Source organism: Enterococcus sp. SB12, from assembly GCF_030910025.2.
In the GTDB taxonomy this organism is placed as follows: domain Bacteria; phylum Bacillota; class Bacilli; order Lactobacillales; family Enterococcaceae; genus Enterococcus_B; species Enterococcus_B faecium.
In genome coordinates this window covers 26195-51872 of the sequence record NZ_CP175675.1, presented here as the reverse complement: position 1 = coordinate 51872, position 25678 = coordinate 26195, and the positions used below count along the sequence as shown (strand labels likewise).

Genomic DNA, 25678 nt, shown 5'->3' with positions numbered 1-25678 from the left:
TCTATATAATAGAAGCAAGTTTCATTTGTTTAATAATTAAAATTAAGCTTTAGGTTTTTTAGTTCCGTATTTAGAACGGCTTTGTTTACGGTCGTTAACACCAGCAGTATCTAAAGCACCGCGAACGATATGGTAACGTACCCCTGGTAAGTCTTTTACACGACCACCGCGTAATAATACAACACTGTGTTCTTGTAAGTTATGACCAATCCCTGGGATATAAGCAGTAACTTCAATTAAGTTTGACAAACGAACACGTGCATATTTACGTAAAGCTGAGTTCGGTTTTTTAGGTGTCATTGTACCCACACGAGTTGCTACCCCACGTTTTTGAGGTGAGTTTACGTTAGTTTGAGTTTTCTTAAAGCTGTTATATCCTTTGTTCAAAGCAGGTGAATTAGATTTTTCCACCTTTGATTTACGAGGTTTACGTACTAATTGGTTAATTGTAGGCATTCCTTGTTTCCTCCTTCCCACGATTTGCGTCTAGTTCCACACATCCAGGTGGTTCTTTTTTTGCGATAAAAAATAAATGCAATGTCTGCATCCTTATCAAATATGCTTTGATAAACAGTCAGCACGTTTCTTCACAGAAACCTGTAGATAAAGCACCTTTGTTAGAATATCACGAATGAAAAAACATGTCAACAAGAGATGCAATTTTTTTTTGAAAAAGCTTTATTGCAATAAAAAAGAATGGTATCTTTTTGCCGTAAATCACGCTAAAATAGTGAGGAAAGCACGAAGCTCAAATTAAAAAAAGGTGGATGCAAAGATGAATTTAAAACAATTAGCTGGCATTGAAGCCGCGAAATTCGTAAAGGACGGGATGATCGTTGGTCTCGGGACCGGTTCAACCGCCTATTATATGGTAGAAGAGATTGGTCGCCGTATGCGTGAAGAAGGATTACGTATCACAGGAGTCACTACTTCAAATGCGACAAAAGAACAAGCAGAAAAATTAGGAATACCGCTAAAGAGTATCGATGAAGTCCCAGTAGTCGATCTGACGATAGATGGTGCTGATGAAATCAGTGCTGATTTTCAAGGGATAAAAGGCGGCGGTGCTGCTTTGCTTTTCGAGAAAATAGTCGCTACGTACTCAAAAGAAACGATTTGGATCGTTGATTCTTCTAAATTAGTCCATAAACTTGGGAAGTTCCCACTCCCAGTTGAAGTCATCCCTTATGGCTCCCAACAGCTACTTCATATTTTTGACGAAAAAGGATTCCAACCTGTTTTGCGTACAGACGAAAACGGCGAAGTCCTAACTACAGATGGTGGTCATTATATCATTGATCTGCATCTAGAAGTTATTGAACAACCAGAAAGCTTAGCTACCTATTTAGATGAACTTGTTGGGGTAGTCGAACATGGACTTTTCCTAAATATGGTTTCAAAAGTTGTTGTTGGCTCAGAAAAAGGTGTTGAGATTCTTGATGCCATCCGCCATAAATAAAGAAAAACTGCTTGATCATCCAATAAAAAAAGACAGCGGAAAATTTGCGAAAAAACTATCTTTTTGACGTACTTTATGCTACATTTTTACTGTTATATCCAGTTAGAAAATCACTGCTAGAAAGGAATCACCATGAAAATTATTGGTTATGCACGCACAACCATAAATGATGTTGATTTAACAACTCAGGTTGAACAATTATCTGACTTTGGTTGTCAAGAAATTTTCCATGAGACATATGAAGTGGAACAAAACGATGCTACTGCTGTTCATTTGGAGTCAGTGATTGCTGACATGCAGCAAGGCGATGCACTAGTCGTCTGCCAACTTCATCGATTGGGCAAATCTACACGGCAATTAACAGAACTTACGCAATTATTCAAAGACCGCGGGCTGCACTTGGTTAGCATTGATGAAGGAATCGATACGCGCGAAATGGGGAAAATCTATTTCCAATTGATGGAAAACCTGGCAAACATGGAGTGCGCATTAATCAAAGAACGTACATTAGTTGGATTAGATGAAGCTCGTAAAAAAGGAAAAATCGGCGGAAGACCAAAAATCGATGCAAAAACGATCAAAAAAATCCGGCGTCTCTATTATGAAAAAAAAGAAACAATCCAATTTATTTCTTCAAAATGCGGTGTTTCAGTTGGAACATGTTATAAATATATCAATTTGCCTGAAAAAGAAATCGAGCAATTATGCATCTAATGCCTAAAAACGAACAGTGCTTTCGCAGCTGTTCGTTTTTTTATCTTCTCTACTCGTTTTCTCATAGAATCTTATCCAATTTTTCGATGGAAATCTCTTCCAAAAAATTGTACAATAAAACAGAACTGAAATTTTCAGAAATATAAACCTATCTTAAAGGAGAGCTAAACATGCCAAAATTAGTTTTTTCTCGTCACGGTCTTAGTGAATGGAATGCATTGAACCAATTTACTGGTTGGGCTGATGTAAACCTAGCACCAGAAGGAATCGAAGAAGCAAAAGAAGGCGGACGCAAAATCAAAGAAGCTGGAATCGAATTTGATGTTGCCTATACTTCTGTTTTAACTCGTGCAATCAAAACATGTAACTTGATCTTAGAATATTCAGATCAACTTTGGGTACCACAAATCAAATCATGGCGCTTGAACGAACGTCACTATGGTAAATTACAAGGTTTGAACAAAAAAGAAACAGCTGAAAAATACGGCGACGAACAAGTACACATCTGGCGTCGTTCTTACGATACTCTTCCTCCATTAATGGAAGAAACTGACGAAGGTTCTGCAGCAAACGACCGTCGTTACGCAATGTTAGACAAACGCGATATTCCTGGTGGCGAAAACTTGAAAGTGACATTAGAACGTGCTTTGCCATTCTGGCAAGATAAAATTGCTCCAGCATTACTAGACAACAAAACTGTTTTAGTAGCTGCACACGGTAACTCATTACGCGCTCTAGCTAAACATATCGAAGGTATCTCTGACGAAGACATCATGGATCTTGAAATCCCAACAGGTCAACCACTTGTTTATGAATTAAATGATGACTTAACAGTGGCTAAAAAATACTACCTATAATAGATACTCTATTGTAAATAAGACAGCCCTCTCATCTCCTATTATTGTAAGAGATGAAGGGGCTGTTTTTTTAGATATTGGAAGACGGTTGTCTTGGCTATCTAATGCGAATGACATCAATTTACATAATAACTATATAATTATAATAATAAGTACTGTTTGAATAAACAAAAAATGAAGAGAGAAGGCGTAGCATTGAGAGAAAAAAGAATGTCTGACAATCATTCAGATGTGGAGCGAACATTTTTTGTAGAAACTTATTTAAATTTCATTCTTTTATCCTGTTTCTAAGAGGAAGTTTTCATTTGTATGAGCTATCACCACAACTCTCCGTCTTTTCTTATGTTGCTAATAAATGAAGTTTAGATAGAAGTCAACCTCATAAAACTATTTATTTTATCATTTTTTTCTAATAATAAATGTTATATAGAAAAAAGTGTTTACACGACTGGATTTGAGTCAATATCTTGGACACATTTTAGTAGAGACGGTTAAGCCATTTTTTCTTTTGCTAATTCTTCAAATTCCTGTGGGGTTAGATAGTGAATCGAGCTATGGATTCGATTTCGGTTATAAAATCCTTCAATGTAGCTAAATAGCGCTCGATTTGCTTCTTCAAAATCTGAGTAGCTAGTCGTGTAGACTTCTTCTTTTTTCAATGAGGCATGGAAAGATTCGATTCCAGCATTATCATAAGGTGTTCCTTTTCTACTATAAGAATGCCTTATTTTGTTGGTTTTAAGCCATTGTTCCACTTCTCTTGCTGTGTATTGGCTGCCCAAGTCAGTGTGTAGAATCATTCCTTCTGGAATGTGATAATGTATTTTTGCTTTATTCAATGTTTGAATGACACAATCCACAGTCATTCGTTTTGAAAATGTATAACTAATAATTTTTTTCGTGTGTAAATCCATGATTGAAGATAAGTAACACCAACCATTTTTCTTAGTAGGAATGTACGTAATGTCAGCTGCCCATTTCTCACAGATCGTTTCAGTAGAAAAGTCCTGATTTAAGAGATTCTCTTTTGAAATGATCGGTTTATTAGACCTTTGAGGTCTATATTTTTTAACTACAATCGACCTTAAATTTAATTGTTTCATTAGCTTTTGGACATGTTTAAGAGATACTGAAATCCCTTCTTTTAATAAAACTTGATGGATCTTTGTGGCACCATAGCGTTGTTTATTCGTAAAAAAAATTGTTGAAATCTTCTTTTTCAACTTATTATTTCTGATTTCTGTAGCTGTCAACGGTTTATTCTTATAAAAATAATAGACACTTCTAGGGATTTCTAATAACCGACACAACAAAGAAACAGTGTAATCCTTACACCATTTTTCAATAAATTGAACAAGCGAATTTAGGTTTTCCGAGAGAATATGGCTGCGGCTTTTTTTAAGATTTCAAGTTCCTCATTTAAACGAGCATTTTCTTTTCTCAGTTCAGCTACTTCTTTTCCAGTCAGTCCTGTGGACTGATCAGGTAAATATAAATTCTTCCATTTGTAAATCGTTGCTTCAGATAAGCCATATTCTTTCGCTAACCCTCGAACAGAACGTCCAGTTTGATTCAGTTCAACAATCATTTGTTTAAAATTTTCTTCATATCGGGTCATAAAAATTCATCCTCTCGTAGATAAGTTTAATTTATTCTTGTCTCTACGAAAAGCTGTCTAAGATTTGATACTAACACCATGAATGGTTAAGGTATTCATTTAGACGAAACCACCAACAGAAGATGACTCATTTGTCACATCCTGTTGGTGGCCTAGTTCGGAACAGAAAGAGCGTAACTCGCTTCTTTCTGTTCTTTTTTATTTGATTAAGATTGTGCCATTCGTCTGCAATTTAAAAGGAATGTCGATTCACATTTTAGAGATTCAAATGGTTGACTTTAGGTTGACTTTAGGAGGACTCTCGAAGTAACTGAAGCAACGGTTGTCATTGATTTCAGGTTATGTGAGACAGTTTCTGCAAAAAAATGTGACTGACAAATTTCTATTAATAGAAGTTTAGGCAGTCACACTTTCTTGCTATTTAGCTATTACTTTACCCTTGAATCGCCGTTTCCAATCCTACTTCGATCATTTCATTGAACGTCGATTGTCGTTCTGCAGCTGTTGTTTCTTCCCCAGTAATCAAATGGTCGCTAACGGTCATCAAACTTAATGTCTGCACATGGTATTTCGCGCCTAAGTAATAAAGAGCCGCTGCTTCCATTTCCACTCCTAATACGCCAAGTTCAGCTAATTGGAATGTCTCTGTCAAATCATCTTTGTAGAAAGAATCTTCCGAAAGGACATTTCCTACATGAACCGTATAGCCCTTTTCTTTAGCTATCTCATATGCTTTCAGTAATAGATTGAAATCACTGATTGGCGGAAAATGAAAGGCTTGGAAATTTTTTTCGATCATCGAAGAGCTGGTTGCTGCGCCTTGCGCTAGTACCAAATCACGAACACGGACATCTTTTGACAATGCCCCGCATGTACCTACTCGGATCAATTTCTTTACGCCATATGACTGGATCAATTCATGGGCATAGATGGTGGCTGATGGCATCCCCATCCCTGTTCCTTGAACAGAAATACGTTCGCCTTTATATTTGCCGGTAAAGCCTAGCATCCCACGGACCTGATTGTAGCAAACTGGTTCTTCTAAAAAAGTCTCCGCAATATATTTAGCTCGTAAAGGGTCTCCCGGAAGTAAAATCTTATCGGCGATCTCGCCTTCTTTCGCTTCGATATGCACACTCATTTTGTTGCTCCTCCTATTACAATAATGTCAATGTTTCTTTAACCAATGCTTTAAAAGATTGTTTGACTCTCTGAGTTGTTTCTACAACTTCTTCATGGCTCAGATTCGCCTGCATGCCTGCTGCTAAGTTGGTAATACAAGAGATTCCTAACACTTTTAATCCGCTGTGAGCTGCTACGATGACTTCTGGAACAGTCGACATCCCTACTGCATCGGCTCCTATTGTCCGAGACATCCGAATCTCAGCAGGCGTTTCATAAGTTGGGCCAGAATAGCCCATATATACGCCTTCTTTAAGATCCAAACCTAGTTTTTCTGCAGCTGCTTTTGCTGTTGCTTGATAGTCAGGCGTATAAGCTTGACTCATATCTGGGAATCTAGGACCCATTTCATCTTCATTCGGGCCGATCAAAGGATTTTCACCAGTAAAATTGATGTGATCGGTAATCAGCATCAAATCTCCTGGTACGAAGGATTCATTGACACCGCCACATGCGTTGGTCACAATGACTGAATGGGCACCTAGTCCGGCCATCACACGTACTGGATAGGTCACTGTTTGCATGGAATGACCTTCATAGTAGTGGAATCTTCCTTGCATGGCTAACACTTTTTTGCCTGCTAGAGATCCGTAAACCAGCCGTCCTGCATGTCCAACTACTGTCGAAACAGGAAAGAACGGGATCTCATCATAAGAAATCATTACAGCATCTTCGATTTCATCTGCTAATTCACCTAATCCTGAACCTAGGATCAAACCAAAATCAATTTCTTTTACTCCTTTATCAAGGATAAACTGGGTCGTTTCTTGTAACATCTCGCTTAACTTGGTCATTTGCTTTCTCCTATTTTAAAAAGATTATTTTAATAATTTTAAGAAGCTTTCGCCATTTTCAGTCGAAGAAACACTAAAGTTCTCAGCAATCGTTGCGGAGATATCAGAATAATACCCTTGAGGCAACGCCCCTTGTTCTTTCATTTTTTTACTGTAGACCAATAACGGTACATATTCTCGCGTATGATCGGTACCAGTAAATGTCGGATCGTTTCCGTGATCGGCTGTAATCATTAGCAAGTCGTCTTCTTCCATGGCTTCAAGCAGTTCTGGGATCCGCAAGTCAAATTCTTCAATCGCATGCGCATAACCGACTACATCCCGGCGATGACCGTATAATGCATCAAAATCTACTAAATTGGTAAAGCTGATACCTGTAAACTCTTTTTTCATAACGTTCAGCAACTGGTCGACGCCATCCATATTACTTTTCGTGCGGACAGATTCAGTGATTCCTTGTCCATTGAAAATATCGTTGATCTTTCCTACAGCAATCACGTCTTTTCCTGCTTCTTTCAAAGAATCGAGGACGGTGTGTCCGAATGGATCCAACGCATAATCATGACGATTGCTTGTTCGTGTGAAGTCTCCTGGTTCTCCCACATATGGACGTGCAATGATTCGACCGATCATGTACGGGTCATCTTTTGTTATATCACGAACGAATTGGCAAACCCGGTATAGTTCTTCTAAAGGAATGATTTCTTCATGTGCCGCGATCTGAAGGACAGGATCAGCAGAAGTATATACGATTAAATCGCCTGTTTTCATTTGGTGTTCACCGTAATCGTCAATAACAGCCGTTCCGCTATATGGTTTGTTGCATACGACTTTACGGCCAGAAAACTCTTCGATTTGTTTGATCAGATCATCAGGGAATCCGTTCGGAAACACACGAAACGGCGTCTTGATATTCAATCCCATGATTTCCCAATGGCCTGTCATCGTATCTTTCCCTACAGAAACTTCTTCTAATTTCGTCGCATAGCCTTGATGATCTTTCACTGATTCCACACCTTCAAGAGGACGAATCGTTCCCAAACCAAGCTGCTCTAAATGCGGAATGTTCAATCCTGCTTCTTTTGCAATGTGTCCTAATGTATCAGAACCAACGTCACCGAACTTCTCGGCATCTGGTGCTTCTCCAATTCCTACTGAATCCATGACGATCAGATGTACGCGTTTAAACATGATTATTCCTTCTTTCTTTTTATTTTTATTACCTTTAAAACAAAAAGGGCGAGACGAAAAACACTTCCCGTAACCCACCCTTTTTATTCGCTAAAAGATTATTTTGATTTGATATAGTTCTTCCCGTTTGCTTTTGGTCCAGAAGCTTTCCCTAAGAAAACAACCAACACAATGATTGTCAGCAAATATGGAGCAATTTGCAGCAATACTGGTGGAATCGAAGAAATAACTGGTAATTGTGCACCGATGATACTCAAGCTTTGTGCAAAACCAAAGAACAGTGAGGCACCCATTGCGCCTAAAGGATTCCATTTACCAAAGATCATAGCAGCCATGGAGATGAACCCTTGTCCGACGATCGTCCCAGCTGAAAAGTTACCGGAAATCGACTGAGCAAAAACAGCACCGCCCATACCGCCTAACAAGCCTGAAATCAGCACGCCTGAATAACGCATAGCATATACATTGATACCTAATGTATCGGCAGCTTGAGGGTTTTCACCAACTGAACGGAGGCGTAAGCCGAATTTCGTCTTGAAGATGATCACCCAAGCAATGACAGCAATCAAAATTGCACAATAAGCAGGCAAGAATGTATTTTTGAAGAAAATTGGTCCAATGACCGGAATATCTGCCAAACCTGGGAAAGAGAAATATCCCAGATTCTGCGTGATGTTATCTGTTTGACCTTTCCCATACCATGCTTTGATCAAGAAAACACCTAAAGCTGGTGCCATCAGATTGATCACTGTACCGCTGATGATATGGTCAGCACGCAAGCTGACTGTTGCTACTGCGTGGATCAAAGAAAATAGGATACCTACGACGCCACCCACTAAAATAGCGATCCATGGCGTCATGGAACCAAGTGAGGGGCTCATCGTCAAGTTGAAAACGATGGAACTAAAAGCACCCATGACCATGATTCCCTCTAACCCTACGTTTACGATCCCGCTGCGTTCAGAAAACGTTCCGCCTAGTGACGTTAGAATTAGCGGTGTTGAATAAACCAGTGTTGAAGTAAGAATCAAGGCAATTAATTCGATAGTCGACATTATAGTTCGCCTCCTTCATGGTTTTGATTCGTTGGCTTCGCTTCGATTGTCGCAACGATTTCTTCTTGTTTTTTTCCTTGGAAGAACTTAGCCATGACGAAACGAATCAAGAAATTGATCCCAACAAAGAAGATAATCAGAGCAATCGATACATTGACGATCTCAAACGGAACACCAGCTCCTGTCTGCATGCCAAGTCCGCCGATCTTCAAAATACTGAACAAAATCGCTGATAAAAGAATACCGATTGCTGATCCAGATCCAAGTAAGGAAACAGCCATTCCGTCAAATCCAATAGATAGCGAGGTCGTTTGAACGAAGAAGTTTTGATACGTTCCTAATCCTTCAACCACACCGCCAAGCCCTGCCAAAGCGCCAGAAATGACCATCGACAAAACGATCGTACGTTTACTACTCATCCCTGCATACTCAGAAGCAAAAGGATTCAAACCAACGGAACGGATCTCAAATCCTAAAGTCGTTTTCTTCATCAATAGCCAAACGAAAATAAGCGCGATGATGGCTAAAAACAAACCTGAGTTTACGCGAGAGCCGCCAAAAGCTTGTGTCAACCAAGGTAACCGCAACGATGCATTTTGACTGATCATATTGGAAGAGTCCAAACTTGATCGGTAGCTTTCAGGCATCACTTCATGTAAAGCAAATGTGCTTACGTATAATAAGATATAGTTCATCATGATCGTTACGATCACTTCACTTGTTCCAAAAAATGCTCGTAGCAACCCAGGAACAGCCGCTGCCATCGCACCTGCTAAGGCACCTAGGATCACGCACAATGGAAGCAAAACAACTTTTGGAAGATCTGGAAAAGCAAGTGCCACCCAGACACTGACGATCCATCCGCAAAGCGCTTGTCCAGAAAGCCCGATATTGAAGAACCCAGCTGAGTTAGCTACAGAAAACCCTAATGCTGTAAAAATCAACGGCGTTGCTTGCCTTAATGTTTCACCGATTCCTCTTTGCGAACCAAGAGCTGCATCTAACATAGAAGAATAACCTTGGATGGGCTGAAAACCAAAAGCAGCCATTAATATCGCGCCTAAGATCAATCCTAAAACAACTGAAAGTACAGGCACTAATAAATTACGGAATTTCTCGCTGCGATCATTCATGTGCGCCAGCCCCCTTTTCTAACTCTTTTCGTGCTTCTTCTAAGGTATAGCCCGCCATCAATAGACCTAATTCATTTTCAGATGTTTCTTTCGGATCAACGATCCCGACGATTTCTCCTTCATGGATAACAGCAATACGATCCGAAACATTTAAAATTTCTTCTAATTCGAAACTAATCAATAACACTGCTTTGTATTTGTCCCTTTGTTCGATCAGACGTTTATGAATAAATTCGATCGCACCTACATCCAGCCCACGAGTTGGATTTGCAACGATCAACAGATCAGGATCTCGGTCGACTTCCCGAGCGATGATTGCTTTTTGCTGATTTCCGCCTGATAAAGCTTTTGCAGGAACAAGTTCATTCGTTGTTCGAACATCATATTCTTCGATCAATTCTCTGGCATGTTCATTTATCACTGAATAATTCAGCATACCGTTTTTACTGTAAGGTTTTTGATGATACGTTTGCAGGGCAATGTTTTCAGACAATGTCATATCTAGGACCAACCCGTATTTATGACGGTCTTCTGGCACATGTCCTACACCATGTTCAGTGATCTTTCGAGGTTTTTTATTGGTGATGTCTTCCCCTTTTAGCTTGATATGTCCGCTTTCTGCCTTTCGCAAACCAGTCAAAGCTTGGATCAACTCCGACTGCCCGTTTCCATCGATTCCAGCGATACCAAGTACTTCGCCAGCACGAACCTCTAAGTTCAGGTTTTTCACGGCTTCTAATCCACGATTTTCTTTTACCACTAGATTTTCAATAGACAAAACGACTTCTTGAGGCTTCGCTTCTTTTTTCATCGTTTTGAATGAAACCGCTCTTCCGACCATCATATCAGCTAATTGCTGTGAGGTAACGTCTTTAACGTTGACTGTACCGATTCCTTTTCCACGGCGGATAACTGTACAACGGTCAGCTACTGCTTTGATTTCATCTAACTTATGCGTAATCAAAATGATTGACTTGCCTTCTTTGACTAATTCCTTCATGATCACGATTAATTCATCAATTTCCTGAGGGGTCAATACAGCTGTCGGCTCATCAAAAATCAGTACATCTGCTCCTCGGTAAAGTGTTTTTAAAATTTCTACCCGTTGTTCCATCCCAACTGAAATATCACGAACATAAGCATCCGGGTTGACTGATAATCCATATTGTTCAGAAACTTTTTGGATCTCTTTTCGCGCTTTTTTATGGTCAAGCATCCCTGCACGACTAGGTTCGCTTCCCAACACGATGTTTTCTGTTACAGTAAAGGCATCAACAAGCATAAAGTGCTGATGGACCATCCCAATCCCTAATTGATTGGCTTTTGTCGGGCTTGTGATCTGTACTTCTTTCCCACGCATCAAAATTTTCCCTGATGTCGGCTCTAATAATCCGGAAAGCACGTTCATCAATGTAGATTTGCCAGCACCGTTTTCTCCAAGCAACGCATGAATCTCTCCTGCCTTTACTTGTAAATTGATGTTGTCATTTGCCTTGAATGTTCCAAATTCTTTGGTAATATTCTGCATTTCTATGACAATATTTTCTTGAACCACCTTTTTTTCACATCCTAACGATTTCTATCTAGGGCAACGATTGACTAAGATTCACGCTTAGTGAGCGTTCTTCTTTTGAAACAAACATTACTTCAGGGAGTTGTTCCCTTATCCAAACTGTCTCAAGACAGCTTGGATAAATGAACAATTCTTGTTCTAATCAAACCATAGCCTTGTCAAACATGTGTCTAACAAGGCTATAGAAATGGTTTTAGTTTTCTTCAGGAGTTTCTGGAACTTTTACGTCACCTGAAATGATTTTTTCTTTTGCTTCATCCACTGCTTTTTTCGCTTCATCAGAAAGTTGTCCTTCTGTTAGACCAACACCGTCTTCTTTCAATCCATAAACAGTGTGTTCACCACCAGGGAATTTACCGTCAGCTGATTTTTGTGCCAAATCTTCTACTACTGTTCCAACTGCTTTCAGTGTAGATGTCAATGTGAAGTTTTTCTTTTCGCCGTTCAATGTGTATTCGCCTTCGTTTGATTGGTCGCGGTCAACACCGATAACCCAAACTTTTTTGTCGCCTGATTCGTTCAATGATTTTGCTTCTTGGAATACACCGTTACCTGTACCACCTGAAGCATGGAAGATGATATCTGCATTTTGTGCATACATACCTTGAGCAATTGAACGTCCTTTATCTGGAGCAGAGAAGTCACCAGCATATTGGTTCAATACTTTGATTTCTTTTCCTAGTTCTTTCGCACCTGCATCAACACCGGCTTTGAATCCAGCATCAAAACGATCGATTACTTCACCTTTTACGCCGCCGATAAAGCCGACTACGTTTGTTTCAGTCGTGTAAGCTGCTGCAATCCCTGCAAGATAAGAAGCTTCGTTGTCTTTGAATGTTGCAGATACAACGTTATCTAATCCGTCAATCACATCATCGATGATAACGAAGTTCGTACCTGTATTGTTTGTTGCTTGTTCTTGGATCGCTGGTTTTAGTTTATAACCAATACCAAAAATCGTTTTGAATCCAGCATTCAATGCTTGGTCGATATTTGGGATATAATCTGATTCGTTTGAAGATTGGAAGTATTGGAAGCCATCATTGCCTCGTGAAAGACCTTGATCTTTCCCCCATTTTTGTAATCCTTCCCAAGCTGACTGGTTGAATGAACGGTCGTCTACCCCACCTGTATCTGTGATCAATGCTGCAGTTGTTGTGTCTGATGAGCTTTTGCCACCGGATGAATCAGTAGAGCCGTTGTTGCCGCATGCACCTAAAAATAACCCTGCTGCTAGTGCGACGGCACCTAAACCAAATAATTTTGCTTTTTTCATTTCTGTAAAGCCTCCTAAAATAATTGTTTTATTTTTCAACAGTCAGCTGACTGAATGAACATGAGTTATAGATCTTTTTCAGTAAATGCATAAGGCAGTAGTTCTCGAACGGTCGTTGCCTTCGTCACACCATTGTCTCCCACTAGCGTAACCGGCATATCAGGAGCACAGAACTCTGCCATTACTTGCCGACATGCACCACATGGAGAAATAGGATCAGGGGTGTGCCCTGCTACGACTAAATGGGTAAACGATCTTTCTCCTTCTGATACGGCTTTGAAGAAAGCTGTGCGCTCGGCACAATTCGTTAATCCAAATGATGCATTCTCGATGTTGATACCTTGATAAATCTTGCCTGATTCTGTTACGAGACAAGCACCTACCGGAAAATGGGAATAAGGAACGTATGCTTTATCTAACGCTTCAATAGCTGTGTTGATCCATTCTTGTTTGAGTTCTGCCATGAGTTTCTCCTTTGAAAATTAATAGCCTTCGCCAGTTGAACCAGATACGATTGCTACTCCTGCGCTTGTTCCGATTCTTGTAGCACCCGCTTCGATCATTGCCATTGCTTCTTCTTCGTTATGGATACCGCCAGAAGCTTTGACGCCCATTTCTGGTCCTACCGTTTCACGCATCAAGCGGACATCCTCTACCTTTGCACCACCCGTTGAGAAACCCGTTGATGTTTTGACAAAATCAGCGCCTGCAGCTTTTGCTAATTCGCATGCTCGGATGATTTCTTCTCTATCTAATAAAGATGTTTCGATGATCACTTTGACAAGTGCACGATCTTTTGCTGCTTCAACAACTGCTTCGATATCTTTTTGAACTTTTTGATCATCTTTTGATTTCAACGCACCGATATTGATGACCATATCGACTTCATCTGCACCGTTATTGATGGCATCTGTCGTTTCAAATGCTTTTGTCTCGGATGTGTTTGCTCCTAAAGGAAACCCGATCACTGTACATACGGCTACTGGTTCGCCTTGTAATTGTTCTTTTGCTAGCGCAACCCATGCTGGATTGATGCAGACAGAGTAAAAATGATATTTTTTCGCTTCTTCGATAATTTGCATCACAGCTTCTTTAGATGCGTCTGCTTTCAAAATAGTATGGTCGATCATTCGGTTTAGTTCCATTTCTTTTCCCCTTTTCTTTCAAACGGTAAAATCCGCTTTTTTCCTTTTATTCTGTGATAATGTCATGAATCAATGTTGGCTTCATTGCTGACTCGCCAATTTCAATATTTTTATATAATAATTCAATAACAGAGGAGATTTCTTTATCATTACTATAGATTGTCAATAATGACTCGCCCTTTGTCACAGTGTCACCGATTTTTTTATGCAGTTTCAATCCAACGGCGTGATCAATATCGTCTTCTTTGGTTTTACGCCCAGCACCTAGCATCATTGCAGCAATTCCTAATTCGTTTGCCACGATTTTTGACACGACTCCGCTTTGTTTAGCAGGAAGCTCCATTGTGTAACGTGCAGTCAAAATTCGTTCTGGTTGTTCCACGATCGTTGGGTCTCCCCCTTGATTTTGGATCATTTCTTTGAATTTTGCTAACGCTTTACCTGATTCCAGAGCTTCTTGAAGCAACGTTCTTGCTTCATCGATTGTTTTAGCTTTGCCAGCAAGAACAACCATTTGGCTTCCTAAGGCGTAGCACATTTCTACTAGATCTTCTGGACCATTTCCTTGTAATGTTTCGATTGCCTCGACAACTTCTAGACTATTTCCGATTGCTTCGCCAAGAGGTTCTGACATATCCGAGATTACCGCCACTGTTTCTCGGTTCGCTAGTTTGCCAATGCTTGTCATGGTTTTTGCCAGACGTCTTGCATCTTCGATATTCTTCATGAAAGCACCGTCTCCAGTGGTCACGTCCAAAACGATTGCATCTGCTCCTGCCGCAATCTTTTTACTCATGATCGAACTGGCAATCAGCGGAAGAGAATCGACGGTCGCTGTGACGTCACGCAAAGCGTACAATTTTTTGTCCGCCGGTGCCAAGTTTCCTGATTGACCGATTACTGCTACTTTGCTTTCATTGACAATGCGCACGAATGCTTCATCCGAAAGCTCGATCTGAAATCCGGGAATTGCTTCTAGCTTATCTAATGTGCCACCTGTGTAACCTAGACCGCGTCCAGACATTTTAGCCACTGTCACTCCGACACTAGCTACTAGGGGGGCTAAAATCAATGTGGTCGTGTCACCAACGCCACCTGTCGAATGCTTATCTACCTTTATTCCTTCAAGAGAACTCAAATCGATGACATCACCAGAATTAGCAATCGCCAATGTTAAGTTCGTGATTTCTTCATTTGTCATGTCTTGATAAAAAATTGCCATCAATAATGCACTGACTTGATAATCTGGAATCTTTCCATTCGTATAGTTCGTGACGATGTACTCGATTTCCTCTTTCGACAGCTCGTTTCCATCCCTCTTTTTTTCAATCAGATCCACCATTCGCATTGCCTGATCCTCCTTGTCTTCATTCGGTATTATACATTATTTTTAGGAAAGGTAAACCACTTTAGTAAACTGGTTTACTAAAAATAAAAAAAGCACCAACTCGCCTTTGCAAATGCTTACATAAGCAATATACCGCCGAGTTAGCCCTTTGTCAATACTTTTACGCTCTCACGAATAATTAATTTTGTTTCGAACACTTTGTTCGGAACTTTTCTTTGAGGAAATTCGATCGTATCGATTAGGAAACGCGCAGCATAAAATCCAATATCAAAACTTGGTTGCTGCACTGTCGTCAATTGCGGAATCATGTATTCTGACAGTTTTAATCCATCGAATCCTATGACAGAGATATCTTCTGGGATTTTTTTGCCCAATTCATCTATCGCCTGATAGCAGCCGATCGCCATGGCATCATTCCCGCAAAAAATAGCCGTGATATCTTTATGTTTGAGTAATTTTTTTGATGCAGTATAGCCACCTTGGACAGTCAACTCTCCATGTTCAACAAATTTCCCATTAAAAGGCAGGCCATGATCTTTCAGCGCATGACGATATCCGTTGAAACGTTCTTCTAATTGATAATATCCAGTGGTTTCCTTCAGCATGCCAATCTTCGTATGGCCGCTTTCAATAAATAGTGAAACGGCTTGATAGGCGCCCTCATATTCCTTTACGATAAGCCGTCCGTTATCCCGACGATTCAATCCGCGATCGATTAAAATAATCGGCATTTTTTGATAAAATCCGCTGTCTAATGCGTATTTCTCAGGTAAAATATTTGGTGTTGCCAGCAAGATCCCATCCACTGAGCGGTGGGAAAGCTCTTGTAAATACTTGATCTCATTTTCTTGGCTATGACGAGAATTGCATAACATGATCACATAGCCCAAAGGATTCAAATAGCTCTCTACACCTTCGATCAGTTTGGAGAAGAAGAAATCAGTGACATCAGGGACGATCATTCCGATGGTCTTTGAATGTCGATTGATCACATTTGAAGCGAAATAATCGGGTTTATAATGATGTTCATTCACGATCGACAACACTTTTTTTCTTGTCTTATCACTAAATCGGCTTCCTTTGTTATTCAAAATCTGTGAGACAGTTGTTACTGATACCCCTGCCATTTCTGCAATATCTCTGATGGTCAGCTTCACCCTAGTGGCTCCCTTCTATCTAAATTCCCTATCAGTGTACCAAAACCCCCAAGAAAAGAATAGAGAAAAAAAGAAAGTATGTTTTTTGATAAAAATCTCCTTTATCTACCAACTTGGCAGCGTTCTATACAAGTTCTGTATCTTATTTATTTTATCGTAAAAAACAACGACTCTGTTCCTACTATTTCTTTTTGAAGAAAAAAATAGTTCTTTGTTTTTAAAAACTTCTCAACAAAAAAAGAACTGATACGTACCCTTACATGCACGCCCAGTTCCACTTTTTCGTCGCTCTATTATTTTTCAGCTAGTTATTCTTTCACACTTTTGATAATATAATATCCTTTATCTTTTGTGACGATTTCTGCATTGCCAAATGTTTCTTCCATCTTCTTTTGCGCACTCGGCGCTCCTTGTTTCTTCTGGATCACAATTGTCAGTGTACCGCCCTGCTTCAACCGAGGATATGCGCCTGTCAAGATTTCATGTACGACTTTTTTTCCAGCACGGATTGGCGGATTGCTGACAATAGCTGCATAGGTTTCTTCATGAAGTACTTCATAGATATTTGATTGATGGATGTCCACTTGTTCGATTTGGTTACGCTTTGCGTTTCCTTGCGCTAGACTCACTGCTCGCTCATTAATGTCGACCATTTCAACAAACCGTTGTGTCGCAAATGCCAAAGCTAGCCCAATCGGTCCATACCCGCATCCCACATCTAAGATCTTTCCTTCATCAGGTAACTCTTCCCAATCAAAAGCATCAATCAGGACACGTGAACCATAATCCACTGTTTCACGTGAAAATACACCAGAATCAGTTACAAATTGAAAGGTTCTGCCTTTTAACTCAAAAGCCCATTGTTCAAAATCGTGCGCCGTATCTGGGCGTTCAGAATAGTAATGATTTGTCATGTCTTCCATCCTTCTCGTTTCTTTCATGTCAACAGTCTATCCTTTTATGTATCCGTACGCAAGTCAAGAATAAAACTCCTTTTCTTTCTATTATAAAGATTGTACAAAAAGATTGGCAATCTCTCTTAAGTGGTGGGGTTTGTGTTTATTTTGTGTTAAAATAGTTCCATTGATGGGAGAACGCAGGAGGCTAATATGAATGATCCAATGAACTACTACCGTGTGGCAAGAGAAGAATGGCGAGAATTTTATCGTAATGGGCAAGCACCTTTGACACAAGATGAACTAGATAATATCAAAAGTTTGAATGACCGCATTTCCATGCAGGATGTTCGAGATATCTATGTACCTCTTGCTCATCTGATATATCTATATATGAAAGAATTTGAATCTTTGTTCTTGAGTAAAGGTTTATTTCTTCATAAATACGTAGAAGTACCGCCTTTTATTATCGGGATTGCCGGAAGCGTAGCCGTTGGAAAAAGTACCACAGCCAGACTGCTGCAGACGATTTTGTCTCGTACCTTCAAACGAAGAAATGTTCAGCTGATCACGACTGATGGATTTCTTTATCCAAATCGTATATTAAAAGAGCGTGGAATCATGGATCGCAAAGGATTTCCTGAAAGTTATGATATGGAGATGCTGATCGACTTCTTGAATCGTGTAAAATCTGGTCAGGAAGAGATAAAAGTACCTGTTTACTCACATGATGTATATGATATCATTCCGGATAAGTACGAGCTGATCCAGCAACCTGATATCTTGATCGTTGAGGGGATCAATACGCTTCAATTACCTGCGAATCAGCAAATCTACGTCAGCGACTTTTTTGATTTTTCTGTCTATGTCGATGCCGATCCCGTGCTGATCGAAAAATGGTATTTGGATCGTTTTGGCGCGTTACTGGATACGGCTTTCCAAAATCCAGAGAATTATTATTATCATTTTGCTATCGGAGATCGTGAAGAAGCCTTTAAAATGGCAAAAGATGTATGGAAAAATGTGAATTTGAAAAATTTACAGGAATATATCTTGCCTACACGAGGAAGAGCCGATATAATTCTCCATAAAACTGAAAATCATATTATCGATTCGATTTTCATGCGAAAATATTAGCATTTTAAAATAGTTTGACTATTTTGAGATAAAATTTAAAGGGATAGGGGTAATAAATTTGACAAACGTTGCCGATATGACGAACGTTGAAAAGATTATCGTATTAGACTACGGTAGTCAGTATAACCAATTGATCACAAGGCGTATTCGTGATCTTGGAGTCTTTTCCGAATTATTGAGCCACCGCATTACTGCAGAAGAAGTAAAAGCGATGAATCCAAAGGGAATCATTCTTTCTGGCGGACCAAACAGTGTATATGATGAGAATGCATTTGGGATCGATCCTGAGATCTTCAATTTAGGTATTCCTGTATTAGGGATTTGCTATGGTATGCAATTGATCACATACAAACTTGGCGGTTCCGTAGAGCCTGCTAAAAACCGCGAATATGGAAAAGCCTTGTTAGAAGTAACAAGTGATCAAGCTGTCTTGTTTAAAGAAACACCAAAACAACAAACAGTATGGATGAGCCATGGTGACTTGGTAACTAAAGTTCCTGAAGGCTTTGAAACAGTCGGAACAAGCAAAGATTGTCCGATTGCTTCTATCCAAGACACAACACGTAATTTTTATGGTATCCAATTCCATGCAGAAGTACGTCATTCCGAATACGGAATCGAATTGTTGCGCCACTTTGCCTTTGATGTTTGCCACTGTGAAGGTAACTGGACAATGGATAACTTTATCGATATGCAAGTAGAAAAAATCCGTGAACAAGTTGGTGACAAAAAAGTCTTGCTTGGTCTCTCAGGCGGCGTTGATTCTAGTGTCGTTGGGGTTCTTTTACAAAAAGCAATCGGTGACCAATTGACATCTATCTTCGTTGACCATGGTCTGCTACGCAAAGGCGAAGCGGAACAAGTAATGGAAAGTCTAGGCGGAAAATTCGGCTTGAACATCATCAAAGTCGATGCAAGAGATCGCTTCTTAGACAAGTTGAAAGGTGTATCTGACCCAGAACAAAAACGTAAAATCATTGGGAATGAATTCGTATATGTTTTTGATGACGAAGCAACAAAACTTGCTGGTGAAGAAGGCGTCTCTTTCTTAGCACAAGGAACGTTGTATACTGACGTTATCGAATCTGGTACAGAAACAGCACAAACGATCAAATCTCACCATAATGTAGGTGGACTGCCAGAAGATATGCAATTTGAATTGATCGAACCATTAAACACACTATTCAAAGACGAAGTCCGTGAATTAGGTACTCAATTAGGCATGCCTGATTCAATCGTTTGGCGTCAGCCATTCCCTGGCCCTGGTCTTGGTATTCGTGTTCTTGGCGAAATCACTGAAGACAAGCTAGAAATCGTACGCGAATCTGATGCTATCTTGCGCGAAGAAATCGCAGCTGCTGGACTTGACCGTGATATCTGGCAATATTTCACTGTTCTTCCAGGAATCCGCTCTGTCGGTGTTATGGGTGACGGACGTACTTACGACTACACAGTCGGTATCCGTGCGGTGACTTCAATCGACGGAATGACAGCTGACTTTGCCCGTATCCCATGGGAAGTCTTGCAAAAAATCTCTGTACGTATCGTAAACGAAGTAGCCCATGTCAACCGCATCGTGTATGACATCACTTCTAAACCACCAGCAACAGTGGAGTGGGAATAAACAAAAATAATTGAAAATAGCCGAAAAACGTTTTTTAACAACGTTTTTCGGCTATTTTTTTAGGCTCTTTGTCAAATGATGTTGGTAAAGAGAAATCTTAGAATAATTGGAGATCAAGTGGATCAGTTCCTCTTGATCTTTTTTAGTTGAAAATCAATGCGTTGCCATGACGAATCATGATGCGCAATTTGAAATTATAAAAGCTACGAAAGCCATATGCATTTCGTTTTAACACTTTGATATGGTTGTTCAGACATTCAAGTGGGCCATTTGAATAACTTTGTTGTAAAGCATTTTTGATTTGTGGCAGAAATTTCTGGAACGTTCTCAAGGTCGTCTGATAGCCTTCGGGAAGCATGATATTATTGGTAAGTAGTTCTTCAAACGATACGTAGTCTCGTTCCTTTACAGCGTAAAGAAAGTCTTGATATAACTGATAGCCTACACGCAAAGCAGGGCTCCCTTTCAGTAAGCGATCCACAATATCGGTCTCTGTTAAATGAGCTTTGAAGCCAGGTCGCCAAAGGCGTCGAGTATAATCAAGCTTGCGTTCATCTTTTTGAAGAAGTTTCCAGTATCTTTTTAATTGCTTACCTAATTGATAGTGTTTTTGTTCTTTGCTTTTTAATAGTTGGTTCGTTTCTTTGATTCGATGATTGCGAAAGGTACGACCAATATGTTGGACGATGTGAAACCGGTCAATAATCAGCTGTGCTTTTGAAACAGCTTTTTAACGAGCGATACATAAGGAGCGTACATATCAATCACGATCCATTCGACCGCTTCACGAATTTCTCGTGAAAAATGACTAAAATAACGTTTTAAAAAGGCAGTTGTCGGTTCTCGACAATGTCCAATAAGCGCTGTGTTTGTCCATCCATCATGATGAAACTCATAGCACCTGAAACACCCCGAACTGATTTGAATTCATCAAAACAAAGTACCTTAGGTAACGGTGTCCGAAAAGGATTCAACGGACGATAAAATCGCTTCATAATACGGTAAACAGAAGAGACCGATAGATTTTTCTGAGCGGCGATCTCTGTCATTGAGGTATTTTTTTCAGACGAGTCACGACAGACCAGCGGACTTTCTCACTGATGAAACAATGTTTTTTCGCAACAGAAGTATCTGCGACAAAGGTCCGCTGACAAGCTTTGCATTTGAAGCGTTGCTTTTTCAATTCGAGGTAGGTACGGTATTCAGAAACATCGTTCATTAACAACCGGACGGTTGTTGTACCCCAACGCACAATATCTGAAGCAATCTGGTGTTTACAGTGGATGCATTCTTGGGCTGTATAAATCAAGTTTCCACGATAAATATGACAGATTTGCCCTTTGTATTTTTCTTTTGTGAGACAATTTTCGTTAAAAGTAACTGATAAGTCTAGAATATCTAATGTTTCTTTGATAAGGTGAGTGTAAGACATCTTGATTCCTCCTTTTGGGTTGGTTCGCCAAATTAATTCTAAAGGATTTCAAGGTGTCTTTTCTATATGTTTTGGAAAATAAAAAAGATGCTGGTGTCATCCACCAACATCAAAAAGTATAGAGCCTTTTTTTATTAAGTTTCCTTCTTCTTACCTTTTTCCACTATTTCGTTTCACATCTTTGATGATTTTCAACGCACGTTTTCGTGTTTTGATATTTGGGCTTTTCAAACGGCGATATGCACTTGAGATATCTGTTTTTTCCATATAGACGACCCACTTTCTTCTTTGATTATAGTCATGTTAAAAATACAAATCGAAATAATTACGATTTGTATTTTGAATGGTATCAAATGTTAAAAAGAAAGTCAACCTGCTAAAACGAGGCTATGGCAAAAGTCGTGTCACAATCACTTTTTCCGAATGAATAGTGTTCCAAAAGGTGCTTGTTCGGAAATAAGTTTTATTATTACATATGATCTACCAATTATTCTTCCCACATTCACATCTTACCGTTTCCGATTGTCTTAAACAATTCAGCTACTTCTTTTTGCGAACAGTCGTAAAAACAAAAAATTTTTTGTAACATCTCGTAACTGGGACGCGATAGACCTGTTTCCCATTTGGAAAGTGTTTGTCTTGTGATACCTAATTGTCGTGCAACGAAATCTTGTGTATAACTTCGGTCTTTTCTTTTTTTTGTCAGCCATCGAGCAAATACCATCCAAGCATCCTCCTCGTTGTTAAACCGCATCCATTTCCCTCAATATCAACTATATTAAAAACATTTGTAATTGAAAAGAGTCTATAACGATTGGGATCTTAAAAAAGAAATGGTGTATCCTAGTTCTTTGTTTCTCTTTCTCTTGTAAACAGTTCTGAAATCTCTTTAGCTGAGCATCCATACAAATAAATCAATTTATAGAGCATCTCATAACTTGGATATGACCGGCCATTTTCCCAATTGGACAAACCTTGTCTTGTAATATGTAACTGAAGTGACACCCATTTTTGAGTATACCCTTTTTCCCTTCTCTTCTCACGCAACCACTGATGGATCTCCATCCCTCGCTCCGCGTTGAAAGACTTATCTTTCCATAATTTTTTTATGTATAGCATATCCCATTTTTATACGAAAAATAATATATATATGCATGTAGTTTATATAATTATTAAAAATAATCTTTGAGAGGAAAAAGTGAACGAATAAAAATTACTTAAGTTATATATTTGAATATTTTCTCATTTAAAAGAAACCGGATTCCCAACAAAAAAGCTTCTAATTTTCGTACGATAACTACGTTGGTCCTTAAACTTCATACTTTTTTATGATTTTTCAGCGGTTTTCGATGGTATACTTTTTAGATGGAGGAGATGTCTATGCGGTATATATCAAAATTTTTATTAGGGATTTATTTATTCTTTCTATTATGGTTGATTTTATTCAAGCTATCATTTAATCTTCCACAATTTCTCACTTATTCTTACAGCAATGTCAATCTCGTCCCTTTTTCTACTTTTTCTTTTGAAAATACGACGGTTTTGCGCGAGACCACTTATAACTTCATTGTCTTTTTTCCTTTTGGGGTGCTTTTGAATGTCAATTTCAAAGGGCTTTCCTTTTCTAAAAAATTAGGGATCATTTTCCTTGTAAGCTTCTTCGCAGAGTTTATTCAATTCCTATTCGGTATTGGCGTAGCGGATATCACTGATGTAATTACTAATACAACAGGAGGTCTGATTGGATTATGGTTCTATCAGCTTTTAAACAAACACATATCGACAAATAAGTTGGATCGCCTAGCCGTTATTTTGGGGTACGTTTTATTGTTATTTCTAATCGTAGCTTTTTTATTTTTGACACGTACTATCCGTCTTCGATAAAATCGTTCATAAAAAAGGACCGTCACAGATACATTCCAGTGTGTACCTATGACAGTCCTTTTTTATTCAATTATTGATTCTCAAAAAAATCGATTTTCACCTCTGCTATTTGGAGTATACATCTTACACATTGAAGCAGTCAGGATATGTTTCCCTTTGTTTTTTATCAAAAAATAGTAAAGTAACGGTTATGTCTATTTTCAGATTAATTACATTAATGAAATGTCCTTTTCCTTGAAAAACAAGTATTATCATAACTCCTTCATAATTTAAGTACGCATTTTAATCAAAAATGATTATTTTTTTAGCTTACATGCTTTAAATCTTCGCATTTTCCTATTCGATAATTAAATCGATTGAGAAATCTTCGTTCTTCTTTATACCCCGTATAGGTATATCTATTTATTGTAAAAAGCTTGTTCTATAAATAATTTTTCTTCTTTTCTATCATTTTTCTCTCTTATGAAGGTATCTTTTTCCTTGATTTCTGCCAGTAGATTTTACCTGATCCTACTTTTTGAAGGCATTTCAAAGGAAAAAGTAGCAGTTTTTAGAAGTAGCAGAGAAATCAAAACAAGTGTATCGTTATTTTTTAACTATTAAATAACACGTAAAATATAGTTGGTTCGTTATTTTTCACTCTTCTGAATTTACTTTTTTAACCCCATCTGAACTCTTGTTAATATTTATTCATTTCTATTGTATATCCCCTGACAAAAGAAATCTATATGCCTCCTTTAACTAATCTATTGTTTTTTTAGCTATCATAAAGTTATCCACTGTGGAAAAACTAACGATTTTTTTCGATACACTTTTTTAAAAATTTTTTCCACAAATAAAAACATGTTTACAGCAGTATGGAGAGTATAAAATATTTTGTGTAAATGAAAAAATCCATACAAAAAAGGAAGTCCCTTCTGTAGAATAAAGTTAACGACAACCAATTCACAGAAAAGAGGACTTCCCTATGAATGATTTTACTACAGAAATTGTGCAAACTCTAGTCACTAAAGGCGATTTAAATGAATTATTCCGTTCGCACTTAGAAAAAGCGATAAACACACTCCTACGGACTGAATTAACGGCTTTTTTAGATTACGAAAAATATGATCGCACTGGTTTTAATTCAGGTAATTCGAGAAACGGTTCTTACTTTCGATCAATCAAAACCGAATATGGTGAATTAACATTGGAAATACCTAGAGATCGTAATGGTGAGTTTAAACAACAAACTTTACCAGCCTACAAAAGAACAAACGATACATTGGAAACCACTATTATCCATTTATTCGAAAAAGGTGTTACGATGTCTGAAATTGCTGATTTGATCGAAAAAATGTACGGTCATCACTATACTCCACAAACCATGTCCAACATGACTAAAGTTCTGACTGAAGAAGTAAATGCCTTTAAATCCAGAGCCTTAAATGATAAGTATGTCGCTATTTTTATGGACGCTACTTACATTCCACTAAAACGTCAAACTGTATCCAAAGAAGCGATTTATATTGCCATTGGTATACGAGAAGACGGCACTAAAGAAGTACTGAGTTATGCGATTGCTCCAACTGAATCAACATACGTTTGGAATGAGCTGCTACAGGATATTAACTCCAGAGGAGTTCAAGAAGTCTTGCTTTTTATTACGGACGGCTTAAAAGGCATGAAAGATACTATCCATCAAATTTATCCTAAAGCAAAATATCAGCATTGTTGTATCCATGTATCTCGTAATATCGCTCATAAAGTACGTGTCAAAGACCGAAAAGAAATCTGTGATGACTTTAAGGCTGTTTATCAAGCTAACTCAAAAGAAGAAGCGAATACCTTCTTATCCGGCATGATTGAGAAATGGAAGAAAAACTATCCTAAAGTGACGCAGTCACTCATAGAAAACCAAGACTTATTAACTTTTTATGATTTTCCACCTAGCATTCGTAGAACCATTTACTCAACCAATCTAATCGAGTCTTTCAATAAGCAAATTAAAAGATACAGCCGTAGAAAAGAGCAGTTTCAAAATGAAGAATCACTAGAACGCTTTCTAGTCAGCATTTTTGATACATACAATCAAAAATTTCTAAACAGAAGCCATAAAGGTTTTCAACAGGTAACCGATACATTAGTTTCAATGTTTACTGAGTAACTAATTATTTTGCAGGAGGACAATTTATTTACACAAAATTATTGACGCTCCCGCAGT

The 25678-nt window shown here is 38.7% G+C and carries 24 protein-coding genes and 1 pseudogene; 7 read left to right on the top strand and 18 right to left on the bottom strand.

Features of this window, described 5'->3' with window-relative positions:
* Positions 1-42 precede the first annotated feature (42 nt).
* Positions 43-456, bottom strand: a complete 414-nt coding sequence (gene rpsL, locus RBL01_RS00235) for a 30S ribosomal protein S12 (RefSeq protein ID WP_002294318.1) — start codon at positions 454-456, stop codon at positions 43-45.
* Between the two features lie 319 nt (positions 457-775).
* Between rpsL and rpiA the strand changes: the two genes are divergently transcribed.
* The 3 genes from rpiA (at position 776) to gpmA (ending at position 3030) form a co-directional block, all read left to right on the top strand.
* A complete protein-coding gene (rpiA, locus tag RBL01_RS00230) occupies positions 776-1459 on the top strand; it encodes a ribose-5-phosphate isomerase RpiA (RefSeq protein ID WP_002309842.1) in 684 nt (227 codons plus the stop codon).
* 132 nt (positions 1460-1591) lie between these two features.
* Positions 1592-2173 carry a recombinase family protein gene (locus RBL01_RS00225; protein ID WP_002315503.1) on the top strand — a complete coding sequence of 194 codons (582 nt, stop codon included), beginning with the start codon at positions 1592-1594 and terminating at the stop codon, positions 2171-2173.
* A 170-nt stretch (positions 2174-2343) separates the two neighbouring features.
* Positions 2344-3030: a 2,3-diphosphoglycerate-dependent phosphoglycerate mutase gene (gene gpmA, locus RBL01_RS00220; RefSeq protein ID WP_002290434.1), complete on the top strand. Its 687-nt coding sequence runs from the start codon at positions 2344-2346 to the stop codon at positions 3028-3030.
* A 491-nt stretch (positions 3031-3521) separates the two neighbouring features.
* Here gpmA and RBL01_RS00215 read toward each other — a convergent pair.
* From RBL01_RS00215 to RBL01_RS00155, 13 genes are all read right to left on the bottom strand, one after another.
* A protein-coding gene (locus RBL01_RS00215; RefSeq protein ID WP_094850654.1) for an IS3 family transposase occupies positions 3522-4648 on the bottom strand; the annotation gives its coding sequence in 2 pieces (ribosomal slippage) (positions 3522-4420 and positions 4420-4648; 1128 coding nt in all).
* 433 nt (positions 4649-5081) lie between these two features.
* Entirely contained in the window at positions 5082-5789 is a 708-nt protein-coding gene (deoD, locus tag RBL01_RS00210) for a purine-nucleoside phosphorylase (RefSeq protein WP_002319340.1), read from the bottom strand.
* Positions 5790-5805: 16 nt separating this feature from the next.
* The gene (locus RBL01_RS00205; protein WP_002319339.1) at positions 5806-6624 is read right to left on the bottom strand and encodes a purine-nucleoside phosphorylase; all 819 of its coding nucleotides are present in this window, start codon (positions 6622-6624) and stop codon (positions 5806-5808) included.
* Between the two features lie 24 nt (positions 6625-6648).
* Entirely contained in the window at positions 6649-7815 is a 1167-nt protein-coding gene (gene deoB / locus RBL01_RS00200; RefSeq protein ID WP_002291118.1) for a phosphopentomutase, read from the bottom strand.
* A gap of 98 nt (positions 7816-7913) precedes the next feature.
* On the bottom strand, positions 7914-8870 hold the full coding sequence (locus RBL01_RS00195) for an ABC transporter permease (protein WP_002309847.1): 957 nt from the start codon (positions 8868-8870) through the stop codon (positions 7914-7916).
* A complete protein-coding gene (locus tag RBL01_RS00190; RefSeq protein ID WP_002291115.1) occupies positions 8870-10003 on the bottom strand; it encodes an ABC transporter permease in 1134 nt (377 codons plus the stop codon). The genes RBL01_RS00195 and RBL01_RS00190 overlap by 1 nt, the downstream gene beginning before the upstream one ends.
* Positions 9996-11558, bottom strand: a complete 1563-nt coding sequence (locus RBL01_RS00185; protein WP_002319337.1) for an ABC transporter ATP-binding protein — start codon at positions 11556-11558, stop codon at positions 9996-9998. Before RBL01_RS00185 ends, RBL01_RS00190 begins: the two co-directional genes overlap by 8 nt.
* Before the next feature lie 211 nt (positions 11559-11769).
* Entirely contained in the window at positions 11770-12852 is a 1083-nt protein-coding gene (locus RBL01_RS00180; RefSeq protein WP_002319336.1) for a BMP family protein, read from the bottom strand.
* 65 nt (positions 12853-12917) lie between these two features.
* Positions 12918-13316, bottom strand: coding sequence for a cytidine deaminase (locus tag RBL01_RS00175; protein ID WP_002291109.1), 399 nt, complete (start codon positions 13314-13316; stop codon positions 12918-12920).
* 18 nt (positions 13317-13334) lie between these two features.
* Entirely contained in the window at positions 13335-13997 is a 663-nt protein-coding gene (gene deoC / locus RBL01_RS00170; RefSeq protein WP_002291107.1) for a deoxyribose-phosphate aldolase, read from the bottom strand.
* A gap of 46 nt (positions 13998-14043) precedes the next feature.
* Positions 14044-15345, bottom strand: a complete 1302-nt coding sequence (locus RBL01_RS00165; RefSeq protein WP_002291105.1) for a pyrimidine-nucleoside phosphorylase — start codon at positions 15343-15345, stop codon at positions 14044-14046.
* A gap of 140 nt (positions 15346-15485) precedes the next feature.
* The gene (locus tag RBL01_RS00160; RefSeq protein ID WP_002291103.1) at positions 15486-16502 is read right to left on the bottom strand and encodes a LacI family DNA-binding transcriptional regulator; all 1017 of its coding nucleotides are present in this window, start codon (positions 16500-16502) and stop codon (positions 15486-15488) included.
* 308 nt (positions 16503-16810) lie between these two features.
* Positions 16811-17416 carry a class I SAM-dependent methyltransferase gene (locus RBL01_RS00155; protein WP_002309852.1) on the bottom strand — a complete coding sequence of 202 codons (606 nt, stop codon included), beginning with the start codon at positions 17414-17416 and terminating at the stop codon, positions 16811-16813.
* Positions 17417-17611: 195 nt separating this feature from the next.
* Between RBL01_RS00155 and coaA the strand changes: the two genes are divergently transcribed.
* Together coaA and guaA are read left to right on the top strand one after the other, a co-directional pair.
* Positions 17612-18535: a type I pantothenate kinase gene (gene coaA / locus RBL01_RS00150; protein ID WP_002339462.1), complete on the top strand. Its 924-nt coding sequence runs from the start codon at positions 17612-17614 to the stop codon at positions 18533-18535.
* A 58-nt stretch (positions 18536-18593) separates the two neighbouring features.
* Positions 18594-20159, top strand: a complete 1566-nt coding sequence (guaA, locus tag RBL01_RS00145; protein ID WP_002298578.1) for a glutamine-hydrolyzing GMP synthase — start codon at positions 18594-18596, stop codon at positions 20157-20159.
* Between the two features lie 142 nt (positions 20160-20301).
* Here the strand turns inward: guaA and RBL01_RS00140 are convergent.
* The 4 genes and pseudogenes from RBL01_RS00140 to RBL01_RS00125 form a co-directional block, all read right to left on the bottom strand.
* Positions 20302-21591 (bottom strand): annotated as a pseudogene (locus RBL01_RS00140) (ISL3 family transposase).
* Positions 21592-21741: 150 nt separating this feature from the next.
* The gene (locus tag RBL01_RS00135; RefSeq protein ID WP_002288644.1) at positions 21742-21858 is read right to left on the bottom strand and encodes a putative metal homeostasis protein; all 117 of its coding nucleotides are present in this window, start codon (positions 21856-21858) and stop codon (positions 21742-21744) included.
* 235 nt (positions 21859-22093) lie between these two features.
* On the bottom strand, positions 22094-22345 hold the full coding sequence (locus tag RBL01_RS00130; RefSeq protein WP_002339461.1) for a helix-turn-helix domain-containing protein: 252 nt from the start codon (positions 22343-22345) through the stop codon (positions 22094-22096).
* A gap of 89 nt (positions 22346-22434) precedes the next feature.
* Entirely contained in the window at positions 22435-22656 is a 222-nt protein-coding gene (locus RBL01_RS00125; protein WP_002319332.1) for a helix-turn-helix domain-containing protein, read from the bottom strand.
* 315 nt (positions 22657-22971) lie between these two features.
* Here RBL01_RS00125 and RBL01_RS00120 point away from each other — a divergent pair, with 315 nt between their 5' ends.
* Together RBL01_RS00120 and RBL01_RS00115 are read left to right on the top strand one after the other, a co-directional pair.
* Positions 22972-23475 carry a VanZ family protein gene (locus RBL01_RS00120; RefSeq protein ID WP_002315482.1) on the top strand — a complete coding sequence of 168 codons (504 nt, stop codon included), beginning with the start codon at positions 22972-22974 and terminating at the stop codon, positions 23473-23475.
* Between the two features lie 967 nt (positions 23476-24442).
* Positions 24443-25621 carry an IS256-like element ISEf1 family transposase gene (locus tag RBL01_RS00115; RefSeq protein ID WP_000997695.1) on the top strand — a complete coding sequence of 393 codons (1179 nt, stop codon included), beginning with the start codon at positions 24443-24445 and terminating at the stop codon, positions 25619-25621.
* Positions 25622-25678 lie beyond the last annotated feature (57 nt).

Excerpts from the sequence above, each read along its gene's own strand:
- rpsL (WP_002294318.1), bottom strand. The coding sequence starts at position 456 with ATGCCTACAATTAACCAATTAGTACGTAAACCTCGTAAATCAAAGGTG.
- rpiA (WP_002309842.1), top strand. The coding sequence starts at position 776 with ATGAATTTAAAACAATTAGCTGGCATTGAAGCCGCGAAATTCGTAAAG.
- RBL01_RS00225 (WP_002315503.1), top strand. The coding sequence starts at position 1,592 with ATGAAAATTATTGGTTATGCACGCACAACCATAAATGATGTTGATTTA.
- gpmA (WP_002290434.1), top strand. The coding sequence starts at position 2,344 with ATGCCAAAATTAGTTTTTTCTCGTCACGGTCTTAGTGAATGGAATGCA.
- deoD (WP_002319340.1), bottom strand. The coding sequence starts at position 5,789 with ATGAGTGTGCATATCGAAGCGAAAGAAGGCGAGATCGCCGATAAGATT.
- RBL01_RS00205 (WP_002319339.1), bottom strand. The coding sequence starts at position 6,624 with ATGACCAAGTTAAGCGAGATGTTACAAGAAACGACCCAGTTTATCCTT.
- deoB (WP_002291118.1), bottom strand. The coding sequence starts at position 7,815 with ATGTTTAAACGCGTACATCTGATCGTCATGGATTCAGTAGGAATTGGA.
- RBL01_RS00195 (WP_002309847.1), bottom strand. The coding sequence starts at position 8,870 with ATGTCGACTATCGAATTAATTGCCTTGATTCTTACTTCAACACTGGTT.
- RBL01_RS00190 (WP_002291115.1), bottom strand. The coding sequence starts at position 10,003 with ATGAATGATCGCAGCGAGAAATTCCGTAATTTATTAGTGCCTGTACTT.
- RBL01_RS00180 (WP_002319336.1), bottom strand. The coding sequence starts at position 12,852 with ATGAAAAAAGCAAAATTATTTGGTTTAGGTGCCGTCGCACTAGCAGCA.
- RBL01_RS00175 (WP_002291109.1), bottom strand. The coding sequence starts at position 13,316 with ATGGCAGAACTCAAACAAGAATGGATCAACACAGCTATTGAAGCGTTA.
- deoC (WP_002291107.1), bottom strand. The coding sequence starts at position 13,997 with ATGGAACTAAACCGAATGATCGACCATACTATTTTGAAAGCAGACGCA.
- RBL01_RS00165 (WP_002291105.1), bottom strand. The coding sequence starts at position 15,345 with ATGCGAATGGTGGATCTGATTGAAAAAAAGAGGGATGGAAACGAGCTG.
- RBL01_RS00155 (WP_002309852.1), bottom strand. The coding sequence starts at position 17,416 with ATGACAAATCATTACTATTCTGAACGCCCAGATACGGCGCACGATTTT.
- coaA (WP_002339462.1), top strand. The coding sequence starts at position 17,612 with ATGAATGATCCAATGAACTACTACCGTGTGGCAAGAGAAGAATGGCGA.
- RBL01_RS00135 (WP_002288644.1), bottom strand. The coding sequence starts at position 21,858 with ATGGAAAAAACAGATATCTCAAGTGCATATCGCCGTTTGAAAAGCCCA.
- RBL01_RS00130 (WP_002339461.1), bottom strand. The coding sequence starts at position 22,345 with ATGCGGTTTAACAACGAGGAGGATGCTTGGATGGTATTTGCTCGATGG.
- RBL01_RS00125 (WP_002319332.1), bottom strand. The coding sequence starts at position 22,656 with ATGGAGATCCATCAGTGGTTGCGTGAGAAGAGAAGGGAAAAAGGGTAT.
- RBL01_RS00120 (WP_002315482.1), top strand. The coding sequence starts at position 22,972 with ATGCGGTATATATCAAAATTTTTATTAGGGATTTATTTATTCTTTCTA.
- RBL01_RS00115 (WP_000997695.1), top strand. The coding sequence starts at position 24,443 with ATGAATGATTTTACTACAGAAATTGTGCAAACTCTAGTCACTAAAGGC.